The organism is Paenibacillus sp. FSL H7-689, assembly GCF_000517905.1.
GTDB classification, from domain to species: Bacteria; Bacillota; Bacilli; order Paenibacillales; family Paenibacillaceae; genus Paenibacillus; species Paenibacillus amylolyticus.
This window is the reverse complement of sequence record NZ_ASPU01000002.1, coordinates 218,006-243,597: the sequence shown is the minus strand read 5'-3', so window position 1 is coordinate 243,597 and position 25,592 is coordinate 218,006. Positions and strand designations below refer to the sequence as shown.

At 47.4% G+C, this 25,592-nt stretch carries 24 protein-coding genes; 1 reads left to right on the top strand and 23 read right to left on the bottom strand.

Annotated features, from left to right (window positions below; translation table 11 throughout):
- Positions 1 to 74: 74 nt before the first annotated feature.
- Entirely contained in the window at positions 75 to 2,147 is a 2,073-nt protein-coding gene (locus C170_RS01020; RefSeq protein WP_036605836.1) for a beta-galactosidase, read from the bottom strand.
- Positions 2,148 to 2,328: 181 nt separating this feature from the next.
- Between C170_RS01020 and C170_RS01015 the strand changes: the two genes are divergently transcribed.
- Complete coding sequence (locus C170_RS01015; RefSeq protein ID WP_051446919.1) at positions 2,329 to 3,180, top strand: helix-turn-helix transcriptional regulator; 852 nt, start codon at positions 2,329 to 2,331, stop codon at positions 3,178 to 3,180.
- A gap of 79 nt (positions 3,181 to 3,259) precedes the next feature.
- Here the strand turns inward: C170_RS01015 and C170_RS01010 are convergent, their stop codons facing one another.
- From C170_RS01010 to C170_RS00905, 22 genes are all read right to left on the bottom strand, one after another.
- Complete coding sequence (locus C170_RS01010; protein WP_036605834.1) at positions 3,260 to 3,493, bottom strand: helix-turn-helix domain-containing protein; 234 nt, start codon at positions 3,491 to 3,493, stop codon at positions 3,260 to 3,262.
- Between the two features lie 9 nt (positions 3,494 to 3,502).
- Positions 3,503 to 3,979 carry a DUF2975 domain-containing protein gene (locus tag C170_RS01005; protein ID WP_036605833.1) on the bottom strand — a complete coding sequence of 159 codons (477 nt, stop codon included), beginning with the start codon at positions 3,977 to 3,979 and terminating at the stop codon, positions 3,503 to 3,505.
- Positions 3,980 to 4,258: 279 nt separating this feature from the next.
- Positions 4,259 to 4,594 (bottom strand): DUF3024 domain-containing protein, encoded by a 336-nt coding sequence (locus C170_RS01000; protein ID WP_051446918.1) that lies wholly within the window; start codon positions 4,592 to 4,594, stop codon positions 4,259 to 4,261.
- Between the two features lie 116 nt (positions 4,595 to 4,710).
- The gene (gene rpsN / locus C170_RS00995; protein ID WP_036605831.1) at positions 4,711 to 4,980 is read right to left on the bottom strand and encodes a 30S ribosomal protein S14; all 270 of its coding nucleotides are present in this window, start codon (positions 4,978 to 4,980) and stop codon (positions 4,711 to 4,713) included.
- A gap of 53 nt (positions 4,981 to 5,033) precedes the next feature.
- Positions 5,034 to 6,230, bottom strand: a complete 1,197-nt coding sequence (locus C170_RS00990; RefSeq protein ID WP_036605830.1) for a GTP-binding protein — start codon at positions 6,228 to 6,230, stop codon at positions 5,034 to 5,036.
- 236 nt (positions 6,231 to 6,466) lie between these two features.
- Positions 6,467 to 7,699: a staphylopine family metallophore export MFS transporter CntE gene (gene cntE / locus C170_RS00985; RefSeq protein ID WP_327196606.1), complete on the bottom strand. Its 1,233-nt coding sequence runs from the start codon at positions 7,697 to 7,699 to the stop codon at positions 6,467 to 6,469.
- Positions 7,700 to 7,728: 29 nt separating this feature from the next.
- Positions 7,729 to 8,922: a staphylopine family metallophore export MFS transporter CntE gene (gene cntE, locus C170_RS00980; RefSeq protein ID WP_036605828.1), complete on the bottom strand. Its 1,194-nt coding sequence runs from the start codon at positions 8,920 to 8,922 to the stop codon at positions 7,729 to 7,731.
- A 14-nt stretch (positions 8,923 to 8,936) separates the two neighbouring features.
- Positions 8,937 to 9,689, bottom strand: a complete 753-nt coding sequence (locus C170_RS00975; RefSeq protein WP_036605827.1) for an ABC transporter ATP-binding protein — start codon at positions 9,687 to 9,689, stop codon at positions 8,937 to 8,939.
- The gene (cntD, locus tag C170_RS00970) at positions 9,690 to 10,499 is read right to left on the bottom strand and encodes a staphylopine uptake ABC transporter ATP-binding protein CntD (protein WP_036605826.1); all 810 of its coding nucleotides are present in this window, start codon (positions 10,497 to 10,499) and stop codon (positions 9,690 to 9,692) included.
- Positions 10,480 to 11,376, bottom strand: a complete 897-nt coding sequence (cntC, locus tag C170_RS00965) for a staphylopine uptake ABC transporter permease subunit CntC (RefSeq protein ID WP_036605825.1) — start codon at positions 11,374 to 11,376, stop codon at positions 10,480 to 10,482. The genes cntD and cntC overlap by 20 nt, the downstream gene beginning before the upstream one ends.
- On the bottom strand, positions 11,376 to 12,308 hold the full coding sequence (opp1B, locus tag C170_RS00960; protein ID WP_036605824.1) for a nickel/cobalt ABC transporter permease: 933 nt from the start codon (positions 12,306 to 12,308) through the stop codon (positions 11,376 to 11,378). Before opp1B ends, cntC begins: the two co-directional genes overlap by 1 nt.
- Before the next feature lie 13 nt (positions 12,309 to 12,321).
- A complete protein-coding gene (gene cntA / locus C170_RS00955) occupies positions 12,322 to 13,950 on the bottom strand; it encodes a staphylopine-dependent metal ABC transporter substrate-binding lipoprotein (protein ID WP_155985003.1) in 1,629 nt (542 codons plus the stop codon).
- Between the two features lie 232 nt (positions 13,951 to 14,182).
- Positions 14,183 to 15,469 (bottom strand): opine metallophore biosynthesis dehydrogenase, encoded by a 1,287-nt coding sequence (locus tag C170_RS00950; protein ID WP_036605823.1) that lies wholly within the window; start codon positions 15,467 to 15,469, stop codon positions 14,183 to 14,185.
- Between the two features lie 96 nt (positions 15,470 to 15,565).
- Positions 15,566 to 16,360 carry a class I SAM-dependent methyltransferase gene (locus C170_RS00945; protein ID WP_036605822.1) on the bottom strand — a complete coding sequence of 265 codons (795 nt, stop codon included), beginning with the start codon at positions 16,358 to 16,360 and terminating at the stop codon, positions 15,566 to 15,568.
- A 43-nt stretch (positions 16,361 to 16,403) separates the two neighbouring features.
- The gene (locus tag C170_RS00940; RefSeq protein WP_036605821.1) at positions 16,404 to 17,264 is read right to left on the bottom strand and encodes a diaminopimelate epimerase; all 861 of its coding nucleotides are present in this window, start codon (positions 17,262 to 17,264) and stop codon (positions 16,404 to 16,406) included.
- 331 nt (positions 17,265 to 17,595) lie between these two features.
- On the bottom strand, positions 17,596 to 18,822 hold the full coding sequence (locus C170_RS00935; protein WP_036605820.1) for an amidohydrolase: 1,227 nt from the start codon (positions 18,820 to 18,822) through the stop codon (positions 17,596 to 17,598).
- A gap of 50 nt (positions 18,823 to 18,872) precedes the next feature.
- Positions 18,873 to 19,934, bottom strand: coding sequence for an LLM class flavin-dependent oxidoreductase (locus tag C170_RS00930; protein WP_036605819.1), 1,062 nt, complete (start codon positions 19,932 to 19,934; stop codon positions 18,873 to 18,875).
- A 129-nt stretch (positions 19,935 to 20,063) separates the two neighbouring features.
- Complete coding sequence (locus C170_RS00925) at positions 20,064 to 20,936, bottom strand: LysR family transcriptional regulator (RefSeq protein WP_017692495.1); 873 nt, start codon at positions 20,934 to 20,936, stop codon at positions 20,064 to 20,066.
- 69 nt (positions 20,937 to 21,005) lie between these two features.
- Positions 21,006 to 21,554 carry an NADPH-dependent FMN reductase gene (ssuE, locus tag C170_RS00920; RefSeq protein WP_036605818.1) on the bottom strand — a complete coding sequence of 183 codons (549 nt, stop codon included), beginning with the start codon at positions 21,552 to 21,554 and terminating at the stop codon, positions 21,006 to 21,008.
- A gap of 123 nt (positions 21,555 to 21,677) precedes the next feature.
- Positions 21,678 to 22,595, bottom strand: a complete 918-nt coding sequence (locus tag C170_RS00915) for an ABC transporter permease (RefSeq protein WP_036605817.1) — start codon at positions 22,593 to 22,595, stop codon at positions 21,678 to 21,680.
- A gap of 60 nt (positions 22,596 to 22,655) precedes the next feature.
- On the bottom strand, positions 22,656 to 23,588 hold the full coding sequence (locus C170_RS00910) for an ABC transporter permease (RefSeq protein WP_036605816.1): 933 nt from the start codon (positions 23,586 to 23,588) through the stop codon (positions 22,656 to 22,658).
- Between the two features lie 261 nt (positions 23,589 to 23,849).
- Positions 23,850 to 25,493 carry an ABC transporter substrate-binding protein gene (locus C170_RS00905; RefSeq protein ID WP_036605815.1) on the bottom strand — a complete coding sequence of 548 codons (1,644 nt, stop codon included), beginning with the start codon at positions 25,491 to 25,493 and terminating at the stop codon, positions 23,850 to 23,852.
- Positions 25,494 to 25,592 lie beyond the last annotated feature (99 nt).

The window sequence follows — 25,592 nt, the reverse complement described above, 5'->3', positions numbered from 1 at the left end:
CACCTTGCAATGGCTGCAAGGCGCTTTTGGTGTTTCATTCTATAAATAATGCATGATATGGATGATTGAATTTTTTAATGTGGCAAATCGATCTCCAGGATGAATACACCATACGCGGGCATGTTGATCTCATTCTGAAGTGTTGTACCTGACAGTAACTCTTTTGCTTGCTTCTTAAGCTTCATGGGTACTTGTTGATCCGAGTAGTTGAGTAAAAATACATAAGCTTTATCCTTACCGGAACGGATACCAAGCTCAACTTCGGACGGTACCTCTATCAGGTCATTCACAGGTGAAGATAGCCCTATTTCATCTAGTAGAGCATCTACCACCGGCTCGTTGTAAGCTGCCCCATAATACCATACCTGCCCCTGACCTACCTCACGTTTGGTCAAAACAGGGCTACCTGCATAGTATTCGGATGTATACTCGGCTACGACTTGTACGTCGGGATGCTCCACATGAAGAACTTCGTTAAACCCGGCCGTTGGCGTTCCCTCCTGAAGCCGCTCACTCGTCCCATTCCATTGCAGCTCGGCTGCGGGAACGGTTCCTTTGATTAAGGTAAAGTCCTCTACGGTTACACCACACAACTCAGCGACAGCCCCAGGGAACGGTCTCATATAACAATGCCCCCTGAGATCCTTATATCCAGTGCGCGCACCGAAAAACAGAGTGCCTCCTTGACTGACATAGGCTTGCAGAAGTTCTGCTGTCTCGTCTGTCATGATGGCCGGGTGAGCATAGATGATCACCTTATAATCGGATAACTCTTCCAGTGTTGTCGTTGGTTGCAGTGTAACCATGTCCGTCGGAATATGACGATACTGGAGCTGTTTATACCAGGAGCGTACACTCTGTTGCTGAAGCGGGCCGTGCCACTCATCCAACTCTCCATCCCAGATGTTATCGTAATCCTGTAGGATCGCAACATCGGCTTGATATGTAGTGCCCGCAATAACACGCCCGATCTTGGCAAACTCTTTCCCTACTTGTGCAACCTCGCGTACTCTTCTGTTGGGTTGATTATGGTAATCATTGATGCCATGCCAGTACATCTCCGTGCCAAATGTTGCCGTCCGCCAGCGGAAGTAGACGAGTAGATCTGTTCCGTGAAGAACAGATTGATACGACCATAATCGGATCTGTCCCGGTCTTGGCGTACCCATGCCTATACTGTCGACCCAGCCTCCTGGCCCAGACTGTTGTTCCATGACGCAGAAGTTCGGTGACATGTTACGTACGTTCGACAGTTTCATGCTCCAGGCCCGATCTTGTAATGAGTTATCGTCTGTCCCTGGGAAGATCGTGGCAAACTGCGGATACGAATCATAGGAGAAGAAATCCAATAGCTCCTCTGTCATTTCATGATTATCCAAGTGTCCAAACGTACCGTTTGTTGTGATCCAATGTTCCGGGTCCAGTTCCCGAATGATGTCCACCTGAAGCTTGGCAAATGAAATGGTATTGGCGGAGATGAATCTCTTTTCATCTAGTGCCAGGTGAGGATTGGGCGATGAACTGACCATATTTCGGGTAAGGTGAACTTGCTCCCAGTCAGTATAGGTCTGACTCCAAAAAACAGTCCCCCATGCCTGGTTCAGATTCTCCAACGATTCATAACGATTCTTGAGCCATTCACGGAAGGCGACATGATCTGCCTCAGCATAAAAAACATCCATATGACAATTGAATTCATTATCGATCTGCCATCCAATAAGAGCCGGATGATCTTTATAGGCAATCACCATATTGCGCACGATTTTTTCACATTGCTGTCTGAAGATTGGGCTGCTGTAGTTGGTATGACGCCGCATGCCGTGTTGATACAACACCCCGTCCTTATTTGCGTTTAATACTTCAGGATATTTGGATGTTAACCACGCTGGTGGAGTTGCAGTAGGTGTTCCCAAAATAACACTTAAACCGTATTGATGCGCCAGATCCAGTGCCTTCTGGAAAAAACTAAAATCGAACTGGTCTTCTTCCGGTTCAAAGATGGACCATGCAAATTCAGCCATCCGAATAACTGTGATATTCATCTCTTTCATTCTACGGAAATCGTCCTCCCACAACGCTTCCGACCAGTGCTCAGGGTAATAACAGACCCCCATTTTTAATTCATCCAATTGGATTGATTTTGCCACCTTTAATTGCCCCCTTAACCTGCCATATTGCCTCCATTCTATTGGAACCTTCACATATAATAAATGACAAGATTATGCGACTTATAATAAAATATTGTCATTGTCCAAGATCCAAATAACAGTAGGCTGAGTCTATTTCAGTTCACTACATAAAAATATTGCGTTTAAATGGAGGATGCACGTGAAAGAACACATCTTTCTCCCCAAGCCGGTTTTCCCCAGACATGTATGTTTTCCCGATTTTATTGGAGGGTACAGTGATTTTCCGAAGCACCTTGTACATCGAGAATATGGCACTACCGAAATCAACTTGGATCAATGCTATAATCTGCACCTTGTACTTGAAGGTAAAGGATTTCTGGACACAGGAACCGCTTGTTACGAGTTAACAGGTGGGCAGGGATTCCTCTATGGTCCCGGTCTCAGACAAACGTACTACTCAGATTTGGATGATCCGTGGAGTATTCGTTGGATTCACTTTTACGGCATTCGTCTCGAAGAACTGTTAAATGGAAAAGGCGTTGACGAGCCCTGGCTGTTTCAATGTTCCAACTTTCCGGTGGTTACCGCGCTCATGGATCGATTGCTGGAGCTAGGCAGAGGCTATCAGGTGGAGGACGAGCACAGTGTGGCAGCAACATTATATGAACTTCTGACCCGATTGCAATCCGCAGCGAGTCAAATCAATGTTTCTTTAAATCACACTTCAGAGCGAATTCGTGAAGCAGGGAATTATATTCGCTCTCATAGTAATGAGCACATCACACTTGATCACGCTGCCGGAATTGCCGGATACAGTACAACATACTTTAGCCGCAAGTTCAGTCAGACGTTTGGCATCTCCTTCCCGGAATTCCTCTTGGAATCCAGGTTATTACATGCGAAACAGCTGCTCGCAACAACCAACCTTTCCATTAAACAAATTACGCTGGAAACGGGGTTCTCTCAATCAAGCTACTTCATCCGCTGTTTTAAAACCCAGGAAAACGTAACACCTATGCAATTCCGTATGATGCACAATCATTCGTTATAGGGCACGGGACGTATTCCTTGAACAAGCTGATGTAAAAAAGACTCTGCATATAACATGCAGAGTCTTTTTCGTTCATTTTTTATATAAGTTCATTTGTATCTTCGTCCTCATCAGCCTTATATTCCAATATATCTCCAGGCTGACAATCCAGTGCTTTACAGATCGCATCCAGAGTGGATAAACGGATCGCTTTTGCTTTTCCTGTTTTTAATATGGAAATATTGGCGATTGTGATCTCAACTCTCTCTGCAAGCTCGGTAACCGTCATTTTCCGCTTTGCCAACATCACATCAATATTGATTATAATGGCCATATATTCACCTCAGACCACTAGGTCATTTTCTGATTTGATATCAATCGCTTCCTGTAACAATCTTTGGAGCACAGCGGAAAATACTGCGATGACCAATGAAGCAAAAACAGGAACCATCCCCATAAGAATGAGGCCTGGGGCATCATCTTTCTCTGCGACAACATAAACAAATGGCAACATCACAAAATAGAGACTACTGATTACAATAGCACAATATTTTATTGTTTTTAAGGATTTCACTGACATTAGAGAGAACGCTTCATTTTTGTCGATGTAGCTCAGCAGACGGAATGCCTGGTACAGTGCAACAATAAACGGAATAACGGACACATACATAATAATCACTATGGGGTATAGTGCACCTGCATAATTCGGATTCACCGGATTGTTTGCTAACCAGGGTATGCCGAATATACATAAGGCAAGAATGGGAACACCAATAAGCAACACAGCCAATTTTAAAAAGATGGTTGTACCTCGCTTCACAAAAAGCACCTCACTTGTTTTAAGTGATATGAATTTATCATGATATTTATCGTTTTACAATAAATTTTTATTGCAAAACAGATTTTATTTATTCTTTTGCACATTAAGGAAGGCAGTCCAAAAGATCTCCCCCCCTCTTTGCTTCAATGATTCTTTGACACAAAAAAAGCCCGATGCTAGCCACTGTTTCGCTAGCTTCGAACTCGGTTGCATATACGCCATATTTGTCTGAGTTAACATTAATTTTCACGAATGAAATATACTCTTAACCGATCTCGCTCACGTACGCCAGAACAGTCCCGCCTCATCCCGTTCCACCTGCTCGAGCACATTCTCAAAATCAGAACAAGGTGTAATAACATCTACCGGATTCCAGCTGCTCTGTTCATCTCTGGCATACACTTTCCACTGATTTTCTTCCCAGTAAAATCGGGCAATATGCAGCTTATCCCATTGATACCGTTCCTCGGCGGGTCTTTCTTCGGTCAAGATCAATTCATTATCATTCATCTCATATGTCAACTTCACCATCGTAAGTAGTGGCGTGGGTACCTTCTCGTGAATATATCCGTTCATTACGGACTGAATTCTTCGTAACGTAAACAAGTCCAGCATGAAGTATGTACATCCTTTCAGCAAAATACCACCTCTGTTCTACGCACCACATGCAGCTCCAAGCACACAACAACCTGCCTCCATGCAAAGGTGGTCAGCTACATCCCTTGATCATTTTACCAGCTGGATTTTGTTACACCAGGAATCTGTCCTTGATGAGCCAGTTCTCTGAACTTAATCCGAGATACCTTGAACTTGCGTAGATAACCCCGCGGGCGACCTGTCACTTCACAACGATTCTTTAGTCTGGTCGGAGATGCATTACGCGGCAATTTCTGCAATGCCTCGTAATCCCCTTTCTCCTTCAGTTCCCGGCGCAGGTCCGCATATTTTGCCACGATCGCCTGACGTTGCTTCTCACGTACCACTTTTGATTTTTTAGCCATGAAATACAGCTCCTTTATCCATTAAATTTATGTTTAGAACATCAACCTCCGAGTTACACGGCTTCCACAGGCCATGGCAGTGGATTGTCGAAATGGCCCCAGTCTCCCAGCATTTCTTCATCACTGAGCAGGCACTGGTCCAGCTCATCTTCAATGCTTGCACGTTCCATTTCGATCCCAATCATGACAAGCTCCGTCTGACGATCTCCCCACTGGGCATCCCATTTCTCCAGAACATCCGGCTCGTTACGTAAAATTTCTTCCTTGTCCGCTTCCGGCAACGCCGCGACCCAATGTCCCGTAGGACCGAACTGAATGGATGGCCCTGCCTGACTGAGGCTTGCAGCAACATCCCCTTCAGCCGCGAGCCATACTAAGCCCTTGGCACGTACCACTTCCTCCGGCCAGTAACTCATGAACTCAGCCAGACGGGAAGGATGGAATGGCTTTCTGCGGCGATATACAAAGGAACCAATGCCATATTCCTCGGTTTCCGGTGTATGCGACTCCTTCTCCAGTTCCTGAATCCATCCAGCGGACATGCTCACTTTCTCAAAATCAAAGCGGCCTGTATTCAGAATCTCAGACGGATTCACCTGTCCATTCTCGGTACGAATAATCTTGGCGTTAGGCTGTAACTTGCGGATGATACTTTCGAGCTTGTTCAGCTCGGTGTCATCGACCAGATCACATTTGTTCAGCAGCAGCACATCACAGGTTTCGATCTGATCAATCAACAAGTCTACAACGTCACGGGTGTCCTCATCTCCGGTCGCCTGATTACGATCCAGAAGACTCTGTCCTGATCCAAAATCATGCCAGAATCGATTGGCATCTACTACCGTTACCAAACAATCCAATCGGGCCAGACTAGTCAGGTCAATACCCGACTCTTCATCGGCGTATGTAAAGGTCTGTGCAACTGGAACAGGTTCACTGATGCCGGTGGATTCGATCAAAATATAATCATACTTGCCTTCGTTCACCAGCTTCTCAATCTCCTGCATCAGATCATCCCGCAAGGTGCAGCAGATACAGCCGTTGGACAGCTCCACCAACTTCTCTTCCGTTCGAGACAAGGTTGCCTCCCCCTTAACAAGCGCAGCATCAATATTAACCTCACTCATGTCGTTAACGATCACCGCAACTTTGAGCCCCTGTCTGTTGTTTAACACATGATTCAAAACCGTCGTTTTCCCTGAACCGAGGTAACCACTTAGTACGGTTACCGGAACTTGCTTTTGTGTCATAGAAATCTACTCCTTATATTTGCAGTCTGTGTAATTTAGACTTTAATAGTAATTATTACGATTAACAACAATGACTATAATCCTGTTGCACGGTCGTTGTCAAACTATTTTTGATTTCAACCTGCAAAAAAAACAAAAAAAGGCTGATGGCCGACCCTTGCACTTTCGCATCCTGAGGATACGTTTTGGCAAGAAGTGAGTCATAAACCTCCTCTGTAAATGTTCTTTAGTTCAATTTATATAGTCACCCCAGATCTGGCCTTATTGCCCGCTTCCATCCGTTGCCTGAACACCAACACCAGTACCATCGCTGCAACAGACAGCAAGGTGCAGATCATAAACATGGTCGAATACGAACTCACTTGCACAATGAGCCCCATCGCCAGTCCACCCAGAGAGAATCCGAGGTCATACGAGGACATGAAGATCCCCATGAATACATATCTGGAATCCGCAGGCAACACAAAAGACAGATATGTGGTTAATGTCGGGTACAACAGTGCCAGGGCAAAACCGCTAAACACCGCGGATAAATACACTAGCGGCCCGATGGTCTCCATTAGACTGAGCAACTGGGTTCCCAGTGCAGCACATAGCATTAACCCTGCCATCAGCCAGGTATTCCAGCTACCATCGGACGGAATTTTTTTGCGCAAAATAAACCTGCACAGGATTACAACTAATCCCTGAATCGTCAGAAATACGCCTGCACTCGCCAGTCCGGTGGATACCATATACAGGGGAAGAAAGGTCGCTGTTGCCCCAAAAACGCAGGACGCAAACAACATCACCACACTGCTAATCAGCAGTGGCGTACTGCGCCAGATACCGCCGAATGAACGAAACATATCGCCCAAGGTGTACGATTTGTTCTGCACGGTACTCCGCGGCAGATCCACATTATATCCAATCAGAAGTGGCAGCGCCGCCAGTCCGATCATCAGCAGCGTAAACGCCAGATCACTGGCATTTTCCCAGATTTGTATGGCAAGGATCGGAATGACCAGAGAAGGAACCATTGTAAACAGGGTGTACATGGACAGCCCTTGTGCCCGGTCTTTGTCCTCCAGCTTTTCCACAATGCCTGCCTGCATCGTCATGGAGAAAAAGGCCGTAGCCACCCCTTGCAGGGCTCGCAACCATAGATACGTCTCCACACCAAAAACAACAAACAGCAGTAACGTGCCCGCATGCAAAAGCAATAGCCATTGCATCACTCGAAGTGGCCCATGCTTACCCAGCAGCTGTGCTGCAAAAGGTCTCAAGAGCATACAGGTGAACATATATGCCCCCATCATCAGACCAATCTCAGCCTGGTTCAATCCGGCGGCTTCGCTTCGCAAAGGCAGAATAATTGTCAAAGCTGAATTTGCCGCAAAAAATAAAAAGGCCAGCATATAAAACCGGATAAACGAAAAGGATACCGGATTTAATTTTCCATTGGATGTTGCCGTCATTGAAGACTTCAAACGTTCGTCACCACTTTCTCTTCTGGCAGTCAACTCACAGATGTACCTGTAACGGATCTCCGCCGTTCATAGGCAAAAACGATCATTACCGCTCCTAGGATAGCACACATCATGTACATAAATGAATAGGAAGAGAAGTCAGCGACGGGTCCCATAATCACACCACCCAGAGAAATCCCCAGATCCGCCATCGCGATAAATAACCCAATCAGGACGTTCCGGTTCAGCTTAGGCAAGACAAAAGATAAATAGGTCGTGAGTGTCGGATACAGGATCGCCTGACCGATTCCCATGAATACAGCGCCCGCATAGAAAAAGACCACCCCGCCTGTCACGGCAAAACTGACACATTGCGCAGCTACGGCGAGCAGACACATCGTACCCATGATGAAAGGAGAATGCCAACTGCCATCGGACGGAATCCTTTTTCGGAGCATAATTCGAGCCAACACCACTGTTCCTGCCTGAAGCATCAGATATACACCCGCATTCCCGTCTGGTACTTGACTCGCATACAGCGGAATAAAGGTGGTAATCGCGCCAAATACAACCGAAGCGGCGAGCATTAACACACTGCAACGAAATAAATGTGGATTCTTCACCAACTGACCAAAGGATTCCCACATGCTCACGTTCTGCTCCGAAAGATTCTCAGCAGGTTTCTCCTTGTTTGGTTCCATTTTGGCGGTATATCCGAAGACACCCGTACAGACGGCAATGCCGATCAGAACCACTGTAAAATAATCCATGCCACCCGTCTGCCAGATTCCTAATGCGATAACTGGCCCCACGATCCCCGGTATATAACTGAATAGCGAATAATACGAAATCCCCTGTGACCGATCTTTCTCCGGAAGTGCATCAATAATGCCAATCTGCAAAGCCATAGAAAAGAACGCTGTCGATACCCCCTGCAAAATACGAGCAACCAAATAACCTCCGAGTCCCGTAAAGGTATATAAAATCAGCGCAAATCCATTGATGATCAGAATCAAACGCAATATTTTGATCGGACCGTGCTTTTGAATAATCCGACCTGCCCAGGGTCTGAAAAACATCGTTGTGAACATATAAGCGCCCATGATCAGTCCAATCGTTGTACCGCTCGCACCCAAAGACTCCCCTTGCAATGGGATGATCACGTTAAGAATGGCATTGGCACTGAAATATAGAAGAACCAGTATGTACAAGCGCAGAAAAGGCCAAGACATCGCTCCACTCACAATGGGTGTTCCCCCTAAAATGTAATTAAATGCTTCAATAATTTCTTCGCATAGTCTGACTGAACATCCTTTAGCTGCTCAATAGGAACGATCTCTACAACCTGCCCCTCTCTGAAAATGATCACCCCGTCACAGATATAAGCTGCCGCTTGTATATCATGTGTGATAAAGACATAGCTCAGCTTGTAGATTTCCTTAAGCTCTTTCAACAATTGCAGTACCTGAATCTGAACAGACACGTCCAGTGAACTGATCGCTTCATCGAACACAATAAGTTTTGGGGCTGTCGAGATGGCCCTGGCAATGCACACTCTCTGAGCCTCCCCGCCGGATAGTTCATGCGGATATTTGGATCTATAGGAAGGGTCCAGTCCAACTTGGTTCAGCAACAGATCTACCTTCTCAGAGTTGCCCTGATACTTTCGAAGCTTTTGCTGTGCTTGCATCGGTTCCTTAATGGCAGCTTCAACCGTAAGAAACGGATTGATGGAGGACGTATAATTTTGAAAAACAGCGCTGAGATTGCCCATTCGTACACGCCGATCCTGTACGTTTTTACCATGCAGCGAGATCGTTCCACGATCCGGGCGTTCAATGCCCAGAATCAGACGGCCCAACGTAGATTTACCGCTTCCGCTTTCACCGATGATACCGAGACACTCGCCCTGCTGGCATTCAAAGGTAACCTGTTTCAAAACTTGTTGTTTGTGCTTGGAGAACAGTCCGCCTTGGTTATATGATTTTTCGATACCTTCCACCTTTAGCATCTATGAGTCCCCCTGCATCAACGCCTTAAAATGATTGCTTAGCTCCAGTCGGGTAGAGACCAGATACTGCGTGTAGGCATGCTTCGGCTCTGTCAAAACAGAATGCATGCTGCCATGCTCTACGATCTTGCCGTCTTTCATGACCATCACGTCATCTGCAATCTTCTGAACGACGCCGAGGTCATGGGAGATGAACATCATGGAACAACCCATGCGTTCGCGTAATTGAATCAATTGCTCCACCACTTCATATTGAGAGATCGTATCCAGCGCCGTTGTTGGCTCATCCGCAATAATCAGATCAGGCTCAAGCACCAATGCCAGAGCAATCATGATTCGTTGCAGCATCCCACCGGACAGCTGATGTGGATATTGATTCAGAATCTCGCGCGGATGTCTGAGCATGACGCTTTCCATGGCATTGATGATTTTCCGTTCACTCTCGCGGGTATTCCAGCCAAAATGCTGCTGAAGCGTCTCCCGAATATGAACACCAATGACACAGGAAGGATCAAATGCACTCATGCCATTTTGCAAAATCATACATAGATGCTTGCCCCGCTTACGCCGCATCTCCGGTTCCGAAAGCTGGTTCAGGTCTTCGCCCTGAAATAACAGCCTGCCTGATTGACGAATCCATGGCTTGTTCAGTCGCATGATAGCCCTGCACGTAACGGACTTCCCACTACCACTTTCCCCTACGATGGCCATGCAGCTTCCCTGCTTAACTTCGAATGAACTGTCATGAATGATCACTTTGCCTGTATTGGTGTCCCAGACTTTCAAATGTTCAACCTCCACTATATTCATAAGTAGTCTTTCTCACCTCACTTTCGTAAGACTTGTCAGACTTGCCTTGAGAGGTCATCAATTTGGGGTCCAGAGCCACCTGAAGGGCATCCGATAGAAAATTAAAAGCAGACACCACAACCACAATGGCCAGGCCCGGTGCCAACATCAATTCAGGTCTGGAGAACATGACTTCCCTCGCCTCATTGAGCATCATACCCCACTCCGCATGCGGAGCCTGAATGCCAAGCCCCAGAAAGGAAAGGCCGGAGATCTGCAACATCATTGAACACATGGAACCACTCGCAATGACGGCAATATCGGCAAAGGTAACCGGAACAATATGTTTGGTTATAATTCTCAGATTGGGTATTCCGGAGGCTTTGGCGAATTTTACATAATCCATATCAGAGAATTGCATCACAGATGTGCGAATAACACGGGCAAACCAGGCCCATTTCATCCACACAAAGGCAATCAGTATATTCTCCAGTCCTGCACCCAAAATGCCAACCACCGCCAGTGTCATCACGTATCCGGGAAAAGACAGCATGATATCACAGACTCTCATGATCCATGCATCCACTTTCCCCTTTAAGTAACCTGCGATGAATCCAACAATGGCCCCGATCAGAACAGATAGACTGAGCGCAACCAGAACCCATAACACACTTGGACGGATGCCATAGATAAGCCGGGATAATACACATCTGCCCAGATGATCATTGCCTAATAGATACTCCCAGGACGAGGAGGCATATCGAAGCTTCATGTTCACTTGTCCAGGATCATGCGGCGCAATAAGCGGAGCCAATATGCCCGCCATAAGCGTGAACATAATCACTACCAAAGAGGTCATCGCAAGCTTGTCTTTGCTCAGATTTTTCAGTATTCGCATCAGAATTCCTTTCTCAACCGGGGATTCATCGCCGCATTAATGATGTCGGATAACGTGTTAAACAACACAAAGGTGACAGCCAACATCAGAACATACGCCTGAATAATCGGAAAATCCCTGCTTAAAATGGATTTCACGCTGAGCCTACCGAGCCCCGGCCAGGCAAATACATTTTCAATGACTACCGTACTGCCCAACACGATCGGGATCGCCATACAAAAGATGGACACGGCCACCTGTAATGAATTTCTTAGAATATGCAGGGTGACTTTCTTCTCGCTCAGGCCACTTGCCCGTGCATATAACACATAGTCCTCATTCATATTGCTCAGCATGGAACTTCGAACCGTTCGGAAGTAAATGCCCGTATAACTCACCGTGATTACAATCACCGGTAGAATGTAGCTTCGATACGAGTCCATGCCACTGGTAGGTAACAGGTCCAGCTTGACGGAAAAATACCAGATCATCATGGCTGCAAGCCAGTAGGATGGCATGGCGGTAAGGAAAAATGATACGCCTCTGACCGATCGATCCAGCAACTTGCCTTCTCTCATGGCACAGATCACACCCAGTAGGATGGACAGCGCAATAATGAATACCGATGAGACAAGTGTTAACTTCAATGTGTTCATAAAAGCCGGCCCCATCAAAGACCACACGGGTTCACCCGATACATAAGAGTTGCCGAAATCCAACTGCACAACAGCCATGATCCAGTTCGCATACTGGATCATGAACGGCTGATCGAATCCCAATGCCTTGTTGGTCTGGGCAATTAATTCCTCTGTGATCTGTGGAACTTCCTGTGCCTGTAACACAACAACCGCCGGGTCCAAGGGAGATAGATTAATCAGGACAAACGTTATAAATGAAATGATAATCAGTAAAGGGATCGCTAACATAATCCTTTTGAAGATATAACTTCCCATATCCATCTCCGCTCTATTTAAAATTCATTTTTTCAAAAGGTAGTTCATATTGAGTCTGCTTGAATGAGATTCCATCGAGATTCTCAGGAGCGACTACGGTGACACGTCCGTTGGTAATCGGGATGAAGACTGCTTCATCATGGACAATCTTCATAATGTCGGCATATAGGGATTGGCGTGATGTCTCATCCGTGGAAACCATGACCGCATCGATTTTCTTATACAGTTCATCTGCTTCGGCAATTCCGCTTGTCGTATGCCTGTATGCCGAATCTGACGTAAATGCAGCAATGGTACTCTGTGGATCATAGGCCAGTCCCCAGGTTTGATTAAAGAGCAGATCATATTCCCCGGTAGCTCTCCGATTCGCAATGGAAGTGGACTCTTCGCCCAATATTTCAAGCTGAACACCCAATTCTTTCATGGAAAACTGGATCAATTCAGCCTGTATTTTCTGTGAAGACGAGTTGCTGTCATAGTATAGTTTCATGGCCAAAGGCTGACCGTTCTTCGTTCTCACCACTTTACCATCTGCCAATGTCCAGCCAGCTTGCTCCAGAAGATTTTTAGCCATTTCCGGATCATACTCCCGTTTTTTAAGGTCCACTTTGGCGTAATTGACATTGGCTGAAAATAGCGTGTCCGCTACAGTCTGTGTTCCGTTGAAAATATCTTTACTGATCGTTTCCCGATCAATGCCCACCCATAGCGCTTCCCGCACTGCCGTTTCCTGAACCGGACTATTCTCGCGACTGCTATTGGCTACGATCATATTGGTGTTCATCGCTTCACTTCGAACCACTTGATAATCACCGGATTCAGCCAATTGGTCCATGGCTTCGACATCGATACTATCTGCTCCCCGGTCATCGGTGAACACAAAGTTGATCTCTCCTTTTTGCAATGCCAGGAATGTTGTTTCTCCAGCCGGAAGAACCTTGGATGTGATCTTCTTGATTGCAGGTGCACCACCCCAATAGTCTTCATTGGCTTCAAACGTGGCATTCTCTTCAACTTTATGAGCTGTAAGCTTGTAAGGTCCTGTCCCGTGGAAACCACTCACTCCGTCTTTGGTTCCGCCATCCTTGAAATCCTTGGGTGATATGAAGACGTAAGGTCTTGTCATGGACAGTTCTACTAACGCCGGATAATAAGCTTCCGACAGCTCCAGCTCCACCGTATGCTCATCGATAACCTTTACACTTGTGATTTTGGTAGACAGCTTGATCCAAGCATGTTTTTCGGCATTCGCCTGTACTGCCTCGATATTTTGTTTAACTGCCTCTGCGTTGAACGGCTCCCCATCATGGAATTTCACATCTTGTCGCAGGTGAAAGGTATACGTCTTGCCATCCTCGGAAATATCCCATGATTCCGCCAGCAATGGCTTGATTCCGTCAGGCGTGTTTTCCACAAGAGACTCGTATACCATCCCTTGCGCAGGCATGGAGCCTGTATACAGATGTGGGTTCATATCATTAATATCTTTGGCAGAAGCATAGATAAGTTCTGTTTGTACTTGGCTATTCGCAGGCTCCGTTTGGGCGCTCTCTTTCTCTTTTGTGTTCTGAGCGCATCCGGCGAACAGCGCAATGGCAGACACCAGCAATAGTATGGATGTAAAAGTAAGACCCTTTTTCACAACATTTCCTCCTGATAAGCAAATCAAATTCAGACTTTACACAAGACCACTACGTGGTCAGAACAACCTTCTGATCCCTGTTATCCCCAGATTTTTTTTGATTCTCTTTTCTAAAGAGAAAATCCGGGGATAAAGGGGAACGCTTCGCTTCTTCAGGTTCTTTCTGCCCCCTCCGTTACTGTGTAAAACAAAATTTAATTTGCATTATTTAAATGTAACTAGACCCTATTACTCAAAGTCCGGTGCAGATCATACGGATATCCTCTTCAAAGGATTGGATTGAAAAGGCGCTGGACAAGCGCTGATCCGGGTGTGCGTCAGCCACTTCCTGAAGCTTCGCTTCATATCTGGTGATAAATTGATTAATGGTTGGACAGTTTACATCCAGATGTCTGGCTATGCCCTGAATGATTTTGATGCGGTAGTAATCTTCCTTGGGCATACGGGGGATGTCCAGTTCCCCTTCGTGGTTCATGAACGTTTGACGGAATGGGACTGCTGAAAAGTCAAAATATTTCCCTTCCGAATTGGGTTCCGAGAATGGATCAATCAATAATGAGGTGTATCGTATGTATAATAAATACTCTTGATGAATGACCTGCAGCTGATTGAAATTCTCGATATCCTGGCGTGATATACTCTCTAATCGAACCGGATAGTTGTCACCCGTCATGAATTGAAGCAGGTTCACTCCCTGGATATGGAGTCGGTCCGTAATATTCATAATCTCCTGCCACTGTGCCCGCATTTCCCGTATTAAAACTTGTGTAATCGGACCTTCAGGATACATCTTGTATATGTATTTCTGAATATTCGATGCTCCAAAGATGGCTTCTAATGAGAAGTCGTTCATGAACAAAGGTGGATGCACGTACAACGAAATATTTCTCGTTTCTGCCTCCAGTGGGGATCGCATCACTTCCAGCGCAACACCCAAACGCTCATACACTTGGCATAACTTACTGACCTGTTCAGACGGGTAAAGAGTGGAACCGATATAAACCTTTTTCTTGACCCCTGTAGTAATCACATGATTCGACGGATGTTCGTGCATCCAACGAGTATCTCCGAGGTAGGTAGAGAAACTGATCACTTCCGGCGCTGCATTCCGCTCTCTCATATAATGGGTTACCAGTCGATTGGACCCGAATGTTGGAGAAATCAAAATGATACATTTCAGTTGTTTGATGAATTCATCATTCATTTGTTCCAACACATTGATATAAGCATCCGTAGTTACAGCCAAGAAAAGTGTGTCCCATTTACCATCAATGGTGTCATATCCCTTGAACACATGATCAACGTAACACTCACCTGCGAGCGATTGATGTTTCTCATTTTGAATGCTGACCTGAATACGCCCATTGCTCTGTTCGAGGGCTGAGAATACGGACGCTGAACGAACCGATTGTCTCCCCGCAATGCCTATACAGCAGTTGAGATCATCTTTGAGCGTTACCGCAAGCTGAATGGATGCAGGTCCGGTTCCGAGTATCAGGATTCGCTGAAGATTGCTCATATAAGCCTCCTTAATTCAATGTTCAATCTGTAATCCATTTGGACGCACTTGGACGCACTTGGACGCACTTGGACGCACTTGGATGCACTTGCATACCTATGCTTTTTGATACAACGCAATATCAAACACATCATCCGGGCGCAGGATCTGGTCCACCAGCTTCCACTTGCTGCTATCCGTCGCTCTCATCGGATAATTGAACAAGGACTTCAACTGGTCACCGTATCTCATAGCTACAACCACCTGCGCATTCGTCAGGGCATGCAGTTGATCGAGCAGCTCATATTTAGGGGCCACCGTAGAGCTGAAAATGATATGGGTTGCTTCCTTGGTATACTCCAGATTTTCCAGCAAGGTTGACTGCAAACGTATCTTCAAGCCCGCGCCCAGCGTCTCCAACACCTTCTGCCCGAGTCTAATGGATTCTTCATCAATATCGATCCCGACGACCTGTGCACCTGTTCGCTTGGCGATGAGTAATGGTGTCATGGGGAATGAACCGGAGCCTACCAACAACACTCTGGAATCGGAGGTGACATGGAAGCTGCCGAATTCTTTATCGATACACTCTTCTATATTTTTGAAATAATCGGCAATCTGCACATCCCCGTTCTCTAACTTTAATGCACGATATTTCTCCATGATCGCCACACACTGGGCGGATTTATTTCTTAACTCCCACACAAGCGAATCCAGTTTTTCCAACTCCGAATGCTCCAACTGTTCCCAGGCTGCCTTATTGTCCTGATCAGTCACAAAGCGGGAATAGTCATTGATCACAGCCTCCAGCTCTGCACTATGCTGAATCGTATGATCATACTTGCTCGCGAGCTTATCGAATTTCTCTGCAAATTCACTCAAACATGTCTGAAAATGGACCAATGTGATCATTTCTTTTCCCCCTATACGTTGTCTCGATCATGTATCATGTACCTCATGCGTTTACAACGCTCCATTCTGCTGGAGCATCTATGAAGGCTTTGCCCTGAGCCACGATGCCAACAGATCCCTCAATCGTAATACTCTCAAGTTCTGTGCCATCCCACTGGGCTACCACTTTGATCGCACCACCAGGCTGCTTGATGTACTGCGTAATCTGCCTCTGCTGGCTCCATGCGAGATACGCTCCCACGGAGGCCGTACCCGAGCCACACCCTCTCTCCCAGATCAGACTATCCAGCTCCGGAACATAGATGAGTGGGGCCATTTCTTCCGAGTGTGATTGATATAACAAGATACCAATCAGCTTATCCCCCAGGGTTAGTCCCAGTAATCTTGCAAGGGTCTGTGCCCTCTTCTTCATCGTATCGTCGAAGTCATCGACTTCAATCACGATATGGATGAACTCAGCGTACCGGATGATCACCATATCGAGTTCGATGCCTTCGTATCGGATTGTTCGTTGTTCGATCTGCTTTGGTATCGGCATAGTTACCTGGCAGTCATATTCGTTCTGCTGCTTCTTCACATGGCACATGATCAATTGATCGGTTCCGGAAACCTCCAGCATGATGTCCATAGACTCCTGATGTGCCAGTCCTGCTTCAGATGCTTGGTGTGCTGCAAGTGCCATACAGGCATTGCCACAGAACTCTCCTCCGGCCATTTCCAGGCGGGCCACAGCTTCCGGTCTCCTCGTTGGTTCAATGAATCCCACTTGTTCAGCGTAAACGTTATCATACGACATTAGACGAGTTGCAATATGATTGTATTTCTCTGCTGCATGATCCGTTTTAACCAGAATCGTCATGTTTTGGGTGGGACTGAACTTGATAAAATCGATCTCCTGTTTCATCGCAGCGACTACTCCTGTTCTTCTTTTTATCTAATAGTAATAATTACGATTAAAGGTCGAGAAAAATATAGCACATCTTTTTGGGGAGCGTCAACAAATATTTCCATTTAAAAAAATAAAATTTCATAATACCTTTAGCAGCACCTCCTGTAAGAAAACCCAAACAGAGCTGACGCTTCTGCGCCAGCCCTAGCCATAATTACACCATCTGATAAGATTCAACGAATCGTCGTTCCTACCTCGCTCTCACTAAAAAAGGGAATACGAAAAACGGTTGCCGTCGAACGGAACCGTTTCGATCTGGATATGATCCAGTGATTCACTGTACTCATCACGCTTGATGTGCTTGCACATTGTGCAGTGCTCTCTCAGCCAGTGCAGCCAGAAGATGTGCTCCCAGCGACAGAGCCCGTTCATCCACATCAAAGCCAGGGTGATGCCACTCATGCGGGCCAGAGGTGCCCAGGAAGAGGAACAGGCCCGGAACTTCTTTTTGATAAAAAGAGAAGTCCTCACCTGCTGGAGAAGGTAGCGGTCTAACACTGTTTAATCCAATCTCACTTGCAACTTGCTCTGCCGCAGATGCCAGAGACTCATCGTTGACCACGGCAGGAGGTCCCTGAATCCAGCGGACCGTAGCCCGTGTGCCATAGGCTGCCGCCACACCGGCGACTACCTGATTGAAACGCTCGCGAATCCGTGCACGCACTTTCTCATCAAAGGTACGCACTGTGCCATCAAGGATCGCTTCATCCGGAATAACGTTCCAGGCTGTGCCACTGTGGAGCTTGGTGACACTGATTACAGCACTCTCCTGTGCTCCCACATTGCGGCTTACGATGGCCTGTAATGCCGTAACAATATGTGCGGCAACCACGATTGGATCAATGCCGGCTTCAGGCACGGCTGCATGGGTGCCTACACCTTCCACTTTGACAACAAAACCGTCTGCTGCTGCCATCAATGCGCCTTCTCGAATGCCCACCGTACCTACCTGGAGATCAGGCTTGTTATGCAAACCAAATACGGCCCGAACATCGGATAATGCGCCGCTCTGGATCAATTGCCGAGCACCCGTTGATTTTTCCTCCGATGGCTGGAATATCAACCGTACTTTTCCCGGTAGAATGGACTGGCGCTGTTTCAGTAATCGTGCAGCACCGATCAGAATTGCCGTGTGTGCGTCATGTCCGCATGCGTGCATCTTTCCATCTACCTGGGAGGCGAATTCCAGCTTTGTCTCTTCCTGAATGGGCAGCGCATCAATATCTGCTCTTAGGGCGACAACAGGACCGGCCCCTTGACCCACTTCAGCGACAAGCCCTGTCCGCAGCGCATATTCGTCTGCAATACGGACGCCTTCCTCTTCCAGCCAACTGCGAATGGCAGCCGTCGTCTCCTTTTCCTCGCCGGACAATTCCGGGTTACGATGCAGATGTCGTCGAATGGTGATTAAACGTTCCGCAAATTCTTCCGCCCGTTCACCGTGAAGTTCATGCTCGTGGCCCTGTGCTTGTTGCTCAGAATGCTGCTTGGGTTGTTCCAGATCACTTTTCATCACATGGCCTCCCATTCGTATATATTCACTGTTATATTAACTGCCTAATTCTATCCGATTGCAGCTTCCTGTTCCTTGGATTCCAGTGCAAACTCACTGAGTCCCTGCTCTGCCAGAATCTCACGCAACAATTCGAATGAACGAATTCGCTTGGTAAAGTCCCGTGTAGCTGTAGTCACAATGAACTCTTCCACAGCAAACTCCTGCTGGAACTTCAGCAGTGCCTGACCTACGCTTTCCTTCGTCCCCCGGGTCACACTTGGCTCCAAAATTTCGATCCGATAGGTTTCGTTTGATTGACGCCCGAATTCTTCCGCCTGTTCCACAGAACCAACCGTCAGCACCTTACCACTCTCCAGATGAATCTTCACCAGCATATGCTCGCTCGCAAGTCCTTCCGCTTCCTCCTCACTCTCGGCCACAATTAACGATATGGCCAGTGCAGCGTAGGGCTCTCGTCCCTGGGAACGATCAAATTGTTCACGATATACACGGATCGCTTCAAGCGCTACCTCTATATTACTGTTAATGAACAGTGAAAAGACATATGGGAGTCCCAGTTCCGCAGCCATACCTGCACTATCGACACTTGCTCCAAGTACGTACAGCTCCGCTGGAATATCCGACACAGGCGAAGCGCTGAGACCTGCAAGTGGATGTGATGGATCTTCAAGCGACTCATTGTGGATGTATCGTTTCACCTGAACAATTTTCTCTTGAAGAGATGCGGCTTCCTGAATACCTTCCTGCAACGCCTGTGTCGAACGTGGTAACCCGCCTGGTGCACGACCGATTCCCAGGTCAACTCTTCCTGGTCCGAGCGCGGCGAGGATATTGAAATTCTCGGCGACTTTGTATGGACTATAATGCTGGAGCATTACTCCGCCAGACCCCAGCCGAATCCGCTTTGTATGCGCAAGCAAGTGGGAAATGAGTACTTCCGGGGAGGAACCTGCAACATGCCCTGAATCATGGTGCTCCGACACCCAGAATCGATGGAATCCAAGTTGCTCTGCACGCTGTGCCAGCTCAATCGTATGGCGAAAAGCATCCACCGCCGTTTCCCCTTCATAGATGGGAGTCTGATCCAAAATGCCAACACGAATACTCATATCCTTCTCCTCCTTGATTGTGCTGAACCGCTGTTCTTGAATCATTATTAAGTTGAACTGGAGATGCTTCTTCAGATTGGTTCTGCACTCTCCGTTTTGGTGTAAAAGTCAGATTCAACGTTAGACGCTTTATAGTTGCCGCAGCAGTTCCCCGAAGGGCTCTGCCAATGGCGAATATTCTTCCTTTAAAGTAACGACGCTGATCTGCAACGATACACCTGCTACCTCATGTACCTGAATGGGGAACAGCTCCTGATTTTGCACTTCCTTCTTCACCGTAAGTCCTGGGAGAAAGGCAATGCCTGCCCCTTGCATAACCAGTTTCTTCGCCGTCTCCGAATTATCAACATGGTATGTAATATTCGGCGGATGTTCCAGCGAGTCGAAAGCCCGGTGAATGCGAAGCCAGTCCAGTGAACCACATTCAAAAAAGACCAGTTGCTCATTCCGGATGGCTTCCATGCTGACATGCCCGCTCTCAATGAATGGATGTCCTTTGTACACATAGAGCTGGATCGGATCTTCATAAAAAGCAACCGTACGGATCGCAGGATGCATGACCTTGCGCACAAAAGCAAGATCGATCTCCTGACCAAGCAGTTTGGCAATCAGCTGATCCGTCGTTGCTGTCGTCAATTTGATATTAATTTCGGGGTAAGCTTCCTTGATCTTGGGTAAAAAATCGGGAATGACATAGTTGGATACCGATACTGTACTACCAAGTCGAAGAGCATCCGGTGTTGATCGCCGTTGCTGAATCTTCTGCTTGCCCTTCTGAATCACTTGCAGTACTTGCTGCGCATACGGCAGGAATTTACGACCTTCCTCTGTCAGCACAATTTGTTTGCCAAGCCGATCAAACAACTTGCAGCCCAGCTCCCTTTCCAGTGACTGAATGCGAGCTGTGACCGAAGGTTGGGACAAGAAGAGTACTTCGGCAGCCTTATTGAAGCTTCCATAATGATTGATATATACAAATGCTTCAATATTCTCGATATTCATGAGCGCCTCCGTATCCACGTCCGCAGACGTTTGATCTTATATTGATTTATCCAATATACTTACTTGGTTTTATGATATCGTAATCCCATCCTTTTCCAGTGTCAATATCAATTCATCCAGCGAGCGATCCAAACGTGTAGTCACATCTGCCGAGAGTACAAATTTTCCATCATCCAGTCGTTCAATTCCCTGATCCACAGCATACACGCCACCCAAGATATGTCTTCCACCAAGGGCTGCCAGAACAGGTTTCAATGCATAATCAATGGCGAGCAGATGAGCTATAGAGCCACCGATAACGAGCGGAAGTGTCAACTTACCCCGTAATCCTTCTTGCGGAATCAGATCCAGGAACAGCTTGAGCACTCCCGAGTACGATGCCTTGTATACCGGTGTTGCCACAATAACGGCATCCGCCGCTTCCACGACAGCAAGTGCATCACGAATGAATGAGCTGTCAAACCGGGCTTGCACCAGATCCTCAGCGGGCAGATCCACAACGTGAATAACTTCAACAGTGATGCCTGCCTCCGTTAATTTTTGGCTGCTGTAATCCGTCAGACCTGTCAAACGCGAACGTTTGGAAGGTGATCCGGCAATAATGACAACATGTGACATGAATATCTCCTCCTCAAGCGTAAACGGCTGTCGCCGTCCTCTGGTGGCACAGCTACCGTTTCGCAGTGAAATATAAAAATGGATAGGGTGAAACTTATAAATTCTTATATTTTGGAATAGCGGTCAAGCCGCTCCTTTTACTTTGGGGTCCAGCCGATCGCGAATATCGTCTCCAATCAGATTAACCGCCAGTACAAACAACGTGATCGCCAGACCCGGGAACGTACAGATCCACCAGGCAACCGTCAGATAACCTCTACCTTGTGAGAGCAATGCGCCCCAATCCGGTATTTCCTTCAACACCCCAAGTCCCAGAAAACTGAGTCCGGAGCCCGTCAGGATTGATGTCCCTACGCCCAGCGTAGCCATGACCAGCAAGGGTGACAACGAATGTGGCAGTACATGTTTCCAGAAAATACGTGCATTGGAACCGCCCAGTGAACGTGTCGCTGTAATGAAAGGCAGACCTTTAACTGATATGACCTGCCCACGCATCACCCGTGCGTAGCCCGGAATGGAGGAAACCGCAACAGCCAGTGCAATGTTCATCAGTCCTGGCCCAAGAGCAGCTGCAACAGACAATGCAAGGAGCACGCCGGGTACAGCCATCAGAATATCGACAGCCCGCATCGTGACAGTATCAACAATTCCTCCGGCATAACCGGAGATAATACCAAGCGCACTACCGACAATACCGCCCACTAGAACGGAAGCAAATCCAATGAGCAGCGAATCCCTGCTTCCATGCACAACCACACTGAAGATATCCCTGCCAAAATAGTCCGTCCCGAACAGATGCGTAGCAGAAGGAGCCTGCAGTATGGCATCCGTCATCATCTGAGTTGGATCATAGGGCGCAATCCAGCCCGGTACAATTGCACATGCCACGGTAAACACCACCACCAGCAATGCTGCATAAAAGAATAATCGGGATACCGCGAATGAGACGCGATAACGCCAAGGGCGGCGATTCCACAGATGGATACGTCCTACACTGCCGGCCCATGCTTTTTTGTCACCAGCCAAAGGTTTCATGCTCATGAGCAACAACTCCTCCTTTCATACTCCGTGTCAGGACACTTCTGACTGTTCTATCCGATATCATGTTCGGACTGCACGCCGAACCCGGGGATCAATGTACGAATACGAGATATCCACCAGCAGGTTCAAGACCACATAGATAATGGATGTAAAGAAAACAACCCCTTGCACCACTGGCAGATCCTTGGCCATTAGTGCATCCGCAATAATTCGGCCGATCCCCTGTCTAGAGAAGACGGTCTCCACCACAACCGTTCCCGCAAGCAGATCACCGATCAGCATGCCGATTACCGTTACGGCAGGGATCAGCGCATTACGCAGTGCATGACCATACATGATGGCACGCTCCGAAAGTCCTTTGGCCCGTAACGCCACGATAAACGGTTCATTGATCACTTCCAGCATGCTATTCCGCACCATTCGTACGATAAACCCTGCACCAACGAGACCCAGCGTAGCCGCCGGAAGAACCAGTGAGCTGAATCCGTCGGAACCCATCGCAGGGAACCAGCCAAGCTGTACTGAAAATAACAGGATGAGCAGTATCCCCGTCCAGAAGGTTGGCATGGAGATACCGAACAGTCCAACGAGCCTAGCGACGAAATCAATCACGCCATTGCGATGAATCGCAGACAGTACACCAAGTGTAATTCCAATCGTGATGGCAATGATTGAACTGAGTGCGGTCAAAGCCAGTGTCGCTGGAAAATGTTCCAGGATTTTGGGCAATACCGGATCCGAATTGATCATTGATTTGCCGAAATCCCCACGCAGCATATCACCAAAATAGTTCGCAAACTGGATGTAAAACGGCTGATCCAGTCCAAGCTGAACCCGCAGATTCTCGATCATCTCCGGGGTAGCCGAGGACGGGTCCAGCATGAGCAGAACCGGATCACCCGGCAGAAGATACATGATGCAGTACACCAGCACCGAAGCTCCGAAAATAACCAGAAGCGATGTTGCGAGTCGTGACAGTATCGTTTGAACCATACCGGGATATCTCCTTCCTCAATCTGGATTGGCCGTTCCTATAGTGCGTGTTCAAAAAGACCAGTTTTCAGTACCGAGAAGATGGAATGAAGCTAGAAATGGAGTAGCGGAGCGTAGGAAACTACGTGAGCAACTACAATGTTTCCAAAGGAAACATACTTCGTAAGCCTCCCGCTTATTTCGGCTGAATTTCATATTCGATGCTGATCATGCCATTAGGCATGACTCGTAATCAAAAGTGGACTTTTTGAACAACCTCTGTTAGGGCTGAATGCGGACGTCGTTAAAGAGTGGATAACCCAATGAATCAAACTTGATGCCTTCGACCTTTTTGGATGCAGCGACGGTATACGGGAATACATAGATCGGCAGAATTACCGCTTGCTCAATCAGGTATTGCTGGATTTGATTGTAGATCTGAACACGTTTATCAGGATCCGTCTCGACCGCTCCCTGCTCTAACAGTTCATCGATCTTTGGATCAGACAAACCGGACAATGTGGGACGCTCGCCCTCTGCACTCGTATGGTAGAAAGCGTACAAGGCATTTGGGTCAGAATTGACCTGACTGTTTCCATAGAGATCATAATCCCAGTTCTGATAGATAACCGTTGCTACGTCTTTTGTAATTTCCACTTCAACCGCAATGCCAACCTGTTTCAACTGTTGCTGGATAATGGCAGCAATGTCATTGCGTTTCTCCCGATTGGGCGAACCATCGACATACCGCAGGGTCAGTTTCTGGCCGTCTTTGGCACGAATTCCATCAGCGCCTTTCACCCAGCCTTGTTCATCGAGCAGTTGATTGGCTTTGTTGATGTCCGGGTTGATGCTTCCTTCCAGCGATGCATCATAACCCAGGATTCCAGGAGACAGTGCGGACCACGCACGTTCGTAGTTGCCCAGATACAATGTTTTGACAATCGATTCCACATCTACAGCGGATTGTACTGCCTGCCTTACTTTCACATCGTCCCAAGGCGCTTTGCGCAGATTGAAAAAGAGTGTGTACGGCAGTCCAACCGTATTGGCCTGTAACAATTGCTGGTTCGGATCGTTTTTTAATGCAGCGATATTTTGCGGTGGAACCGTCTCGGCAGCGAGTACCTGACTACTCTGTACACTTCCGATACGCGTTGCTTCTTCCGGTACAATCTTGAATGTGATCGTATCCACATGGGGCGCGGCTTTATTTTCAACTGTCTCAGGTCCCCAGTTGTAATCCTTGTTTTTGGCAACGACGATATCCGCATTTTCATCCCATTTTACAAAGGTATACGGACCTGTGCCCACCGGATTTTTACCTAGCTGGTCACCATATTTTTGGGCAGCTGTTGGGGATACGATCCCCAGAAGTGCCTGGCTCAAGTTACCGAGAAAGGCTTGCGCTGGTGATTCCAGATTTACCTTGATCGTATATTCATCAATGACTTCGGAGGAGCTATACGGTCTAATCAGGGCCAGAGAATTGGCAGCTTTGGTGGCCGGGTCGATCACCCGGTCCAGATTGTATTTCACGGCTTCCGCATTAAACGGTTTGCCATCGTGGAATTTCACGCCTTCACGCAGCTTGAACGTATAACTCTTGCCATCCTCGGATACGCTCCATTCCGTGGCGAGCCAAGGTTTGATAGAACCATCAGGCAGCTGCACGACCAGATTGTCGTAGATCGTTCGGATGGCGCGTACCGTTACAGCAAGCCCACTGCGATGAGGGTCCAGTGTATCCGGTGAAGTGGCGAGTGCAAAAGTCAGGTTGCCTCCTTCGGCTTGCCCGGCCTGCCCCCCGCCTGATGCCTGTGCCGTACTGTTCGTGCTGCCTCCCGCCGCTCCGCAACCGGATAATACCATCACCAATACTGCTGCCAATGCCATATATTTCATCCATGAGATAGACCTGTTCATATCGCTTCCCCCTCTGTGTATACAGGTGTCATTAAATTGATGTTTATACCAATACTCTATATATCCTATGAGTTAAGTTGGTTTTAATATAGTACGAAA

What these genes read in the sequence shown, in the direction of transcription:
- C170_RS01010 (WP_036605834.1), bottom strand. Translation starts at nt 3,493, where the DNA reads ATGGCCATTATAATCAATATTGATGTGATGTTGGCAAAGCGGAAAATG.
- C170_RS01000 (WP_051446918.1), bottom strand. Translation starts at nt 4,594, where the DNA reads ATGCTGGACTTGTTTACGTTACGAAGAATTCAGTCCGTAATGAACGGA.
- rpsN (WP_036605831.1), bottom strand. Translation starts at nt 4,980, where the DNA reads ATGGCTAAAAAATCAAAAGTGGTACGTGAGAAGCAACGTCAGGCGATC.
- C170_RS00990 (WP_036605830.1), bottom strand. Translation starts at nt 6,230, where the DNA reads ATGACACAAAAGCAAGTTCCGGTAACCGTACTAAGTGGTTACCTCGGT.
- C170_RS00975 (WP_036605827.1), bottom strand. Translation starts at nt 9,689, where the DNA reads ATGCTAAAGGTGGAAGGTATCGAAAAATCATATAACCAAGGCGGACTG.
- cntD (WP_036605826.1), bottom strand. Translation starts at nt 10,499, where the DNA reads ATGAATATAGTGGAGGTTGAACATTTGAAAGTCTGGGACACCAATACA.
- cntC (WP_036605825.1), bottom strand. Translation starts at nt 11,376, where the DNA reads ATGCGAATACTGAAAAATCTGAGCAAAGACAAGCTTGCGATGACCTCT.
- opp1B (WP_036605824.1), bottom strand. Translation starts at nt 12,308, where the DNA reads ATGGGAAGTTATATCTTCAAAAGGATTATGTTAGCGATCCCTTTACTG.
- C170_RS00950 (WP_036605823.1), bottom strand. Translation starts at nt 15,469, where the DNA reads ATGAGCAATCTTCAGCGAATCCTGATACTCGGAACCGGACCTGCATCC.
- C170_RS00945 (WP_036605822.1), bottom strand. Translation starts at nt 16,360, where the DNA reads ATGATCACATTGGTCCATTTTCAGACATGTTTGAGTGAATTTGCAGAG.
- C170_RS00940 (WP_036605821.1), bottom strand. Translation starts at nt 17,264, where the DNA reads ATGAAACAGGAGATCGATTTTATCAAGTTCAGTCCCACCCAAAACATG.
- C170_RS00935 (WP_036605820.1), bottom strand. Translation starts at nt 18,822, where the DNA reads ATGAAAAGTGATCTGGAACAACCCAAGCAGCATTCTGAGCAACAAGCA.
- C170_RS00930 (WP_036605819.1), bottom strand. Translation starts at nt 19,934, where the DNA reads ATGAGTATTCGTGTTGGCATTTTGGATCAGACTCCCATCTATGAAGGG.
- C170_RS00925 (WP_017692495.1), bottom strand. Translation starts at nt 20,936, where the DNA reads ATGAATATCGAGAATATTGAAGCATTTGTATATATCAATCATTATGGA.
- ssuE (WP_036605818.1), bottom strand. Translation starts at nt 21,554, where the DNA reads ATGTCACATGTTGTCATTATTGCCGGATCACCTTCCAAACGTTCGCGT.
- C170_RS00915 (WP_036605817.1), bottom strand. Translation starts at nt 22,595, where the DNA reads ATGAGCATGAAACCTTTGGCTGGTGACAAAAAAGCATGGGCCGGCAGT.
- C170_RS00910 (WP_036605816.1), bottom strand. Translation starts at nt 23,588, where the DNA reads ATGGTTCAAACGATACTGTCACGACTCGCAACATCGCTTCTGGTTATT.
- C170_RS00905 (WP_036605815.1), bottom strand. Translation starts at nt 25,493, where the DNA reads ATGAACAGGTCTATCTCATGGATGAAATATATGGCATTGGCAGCAGTA.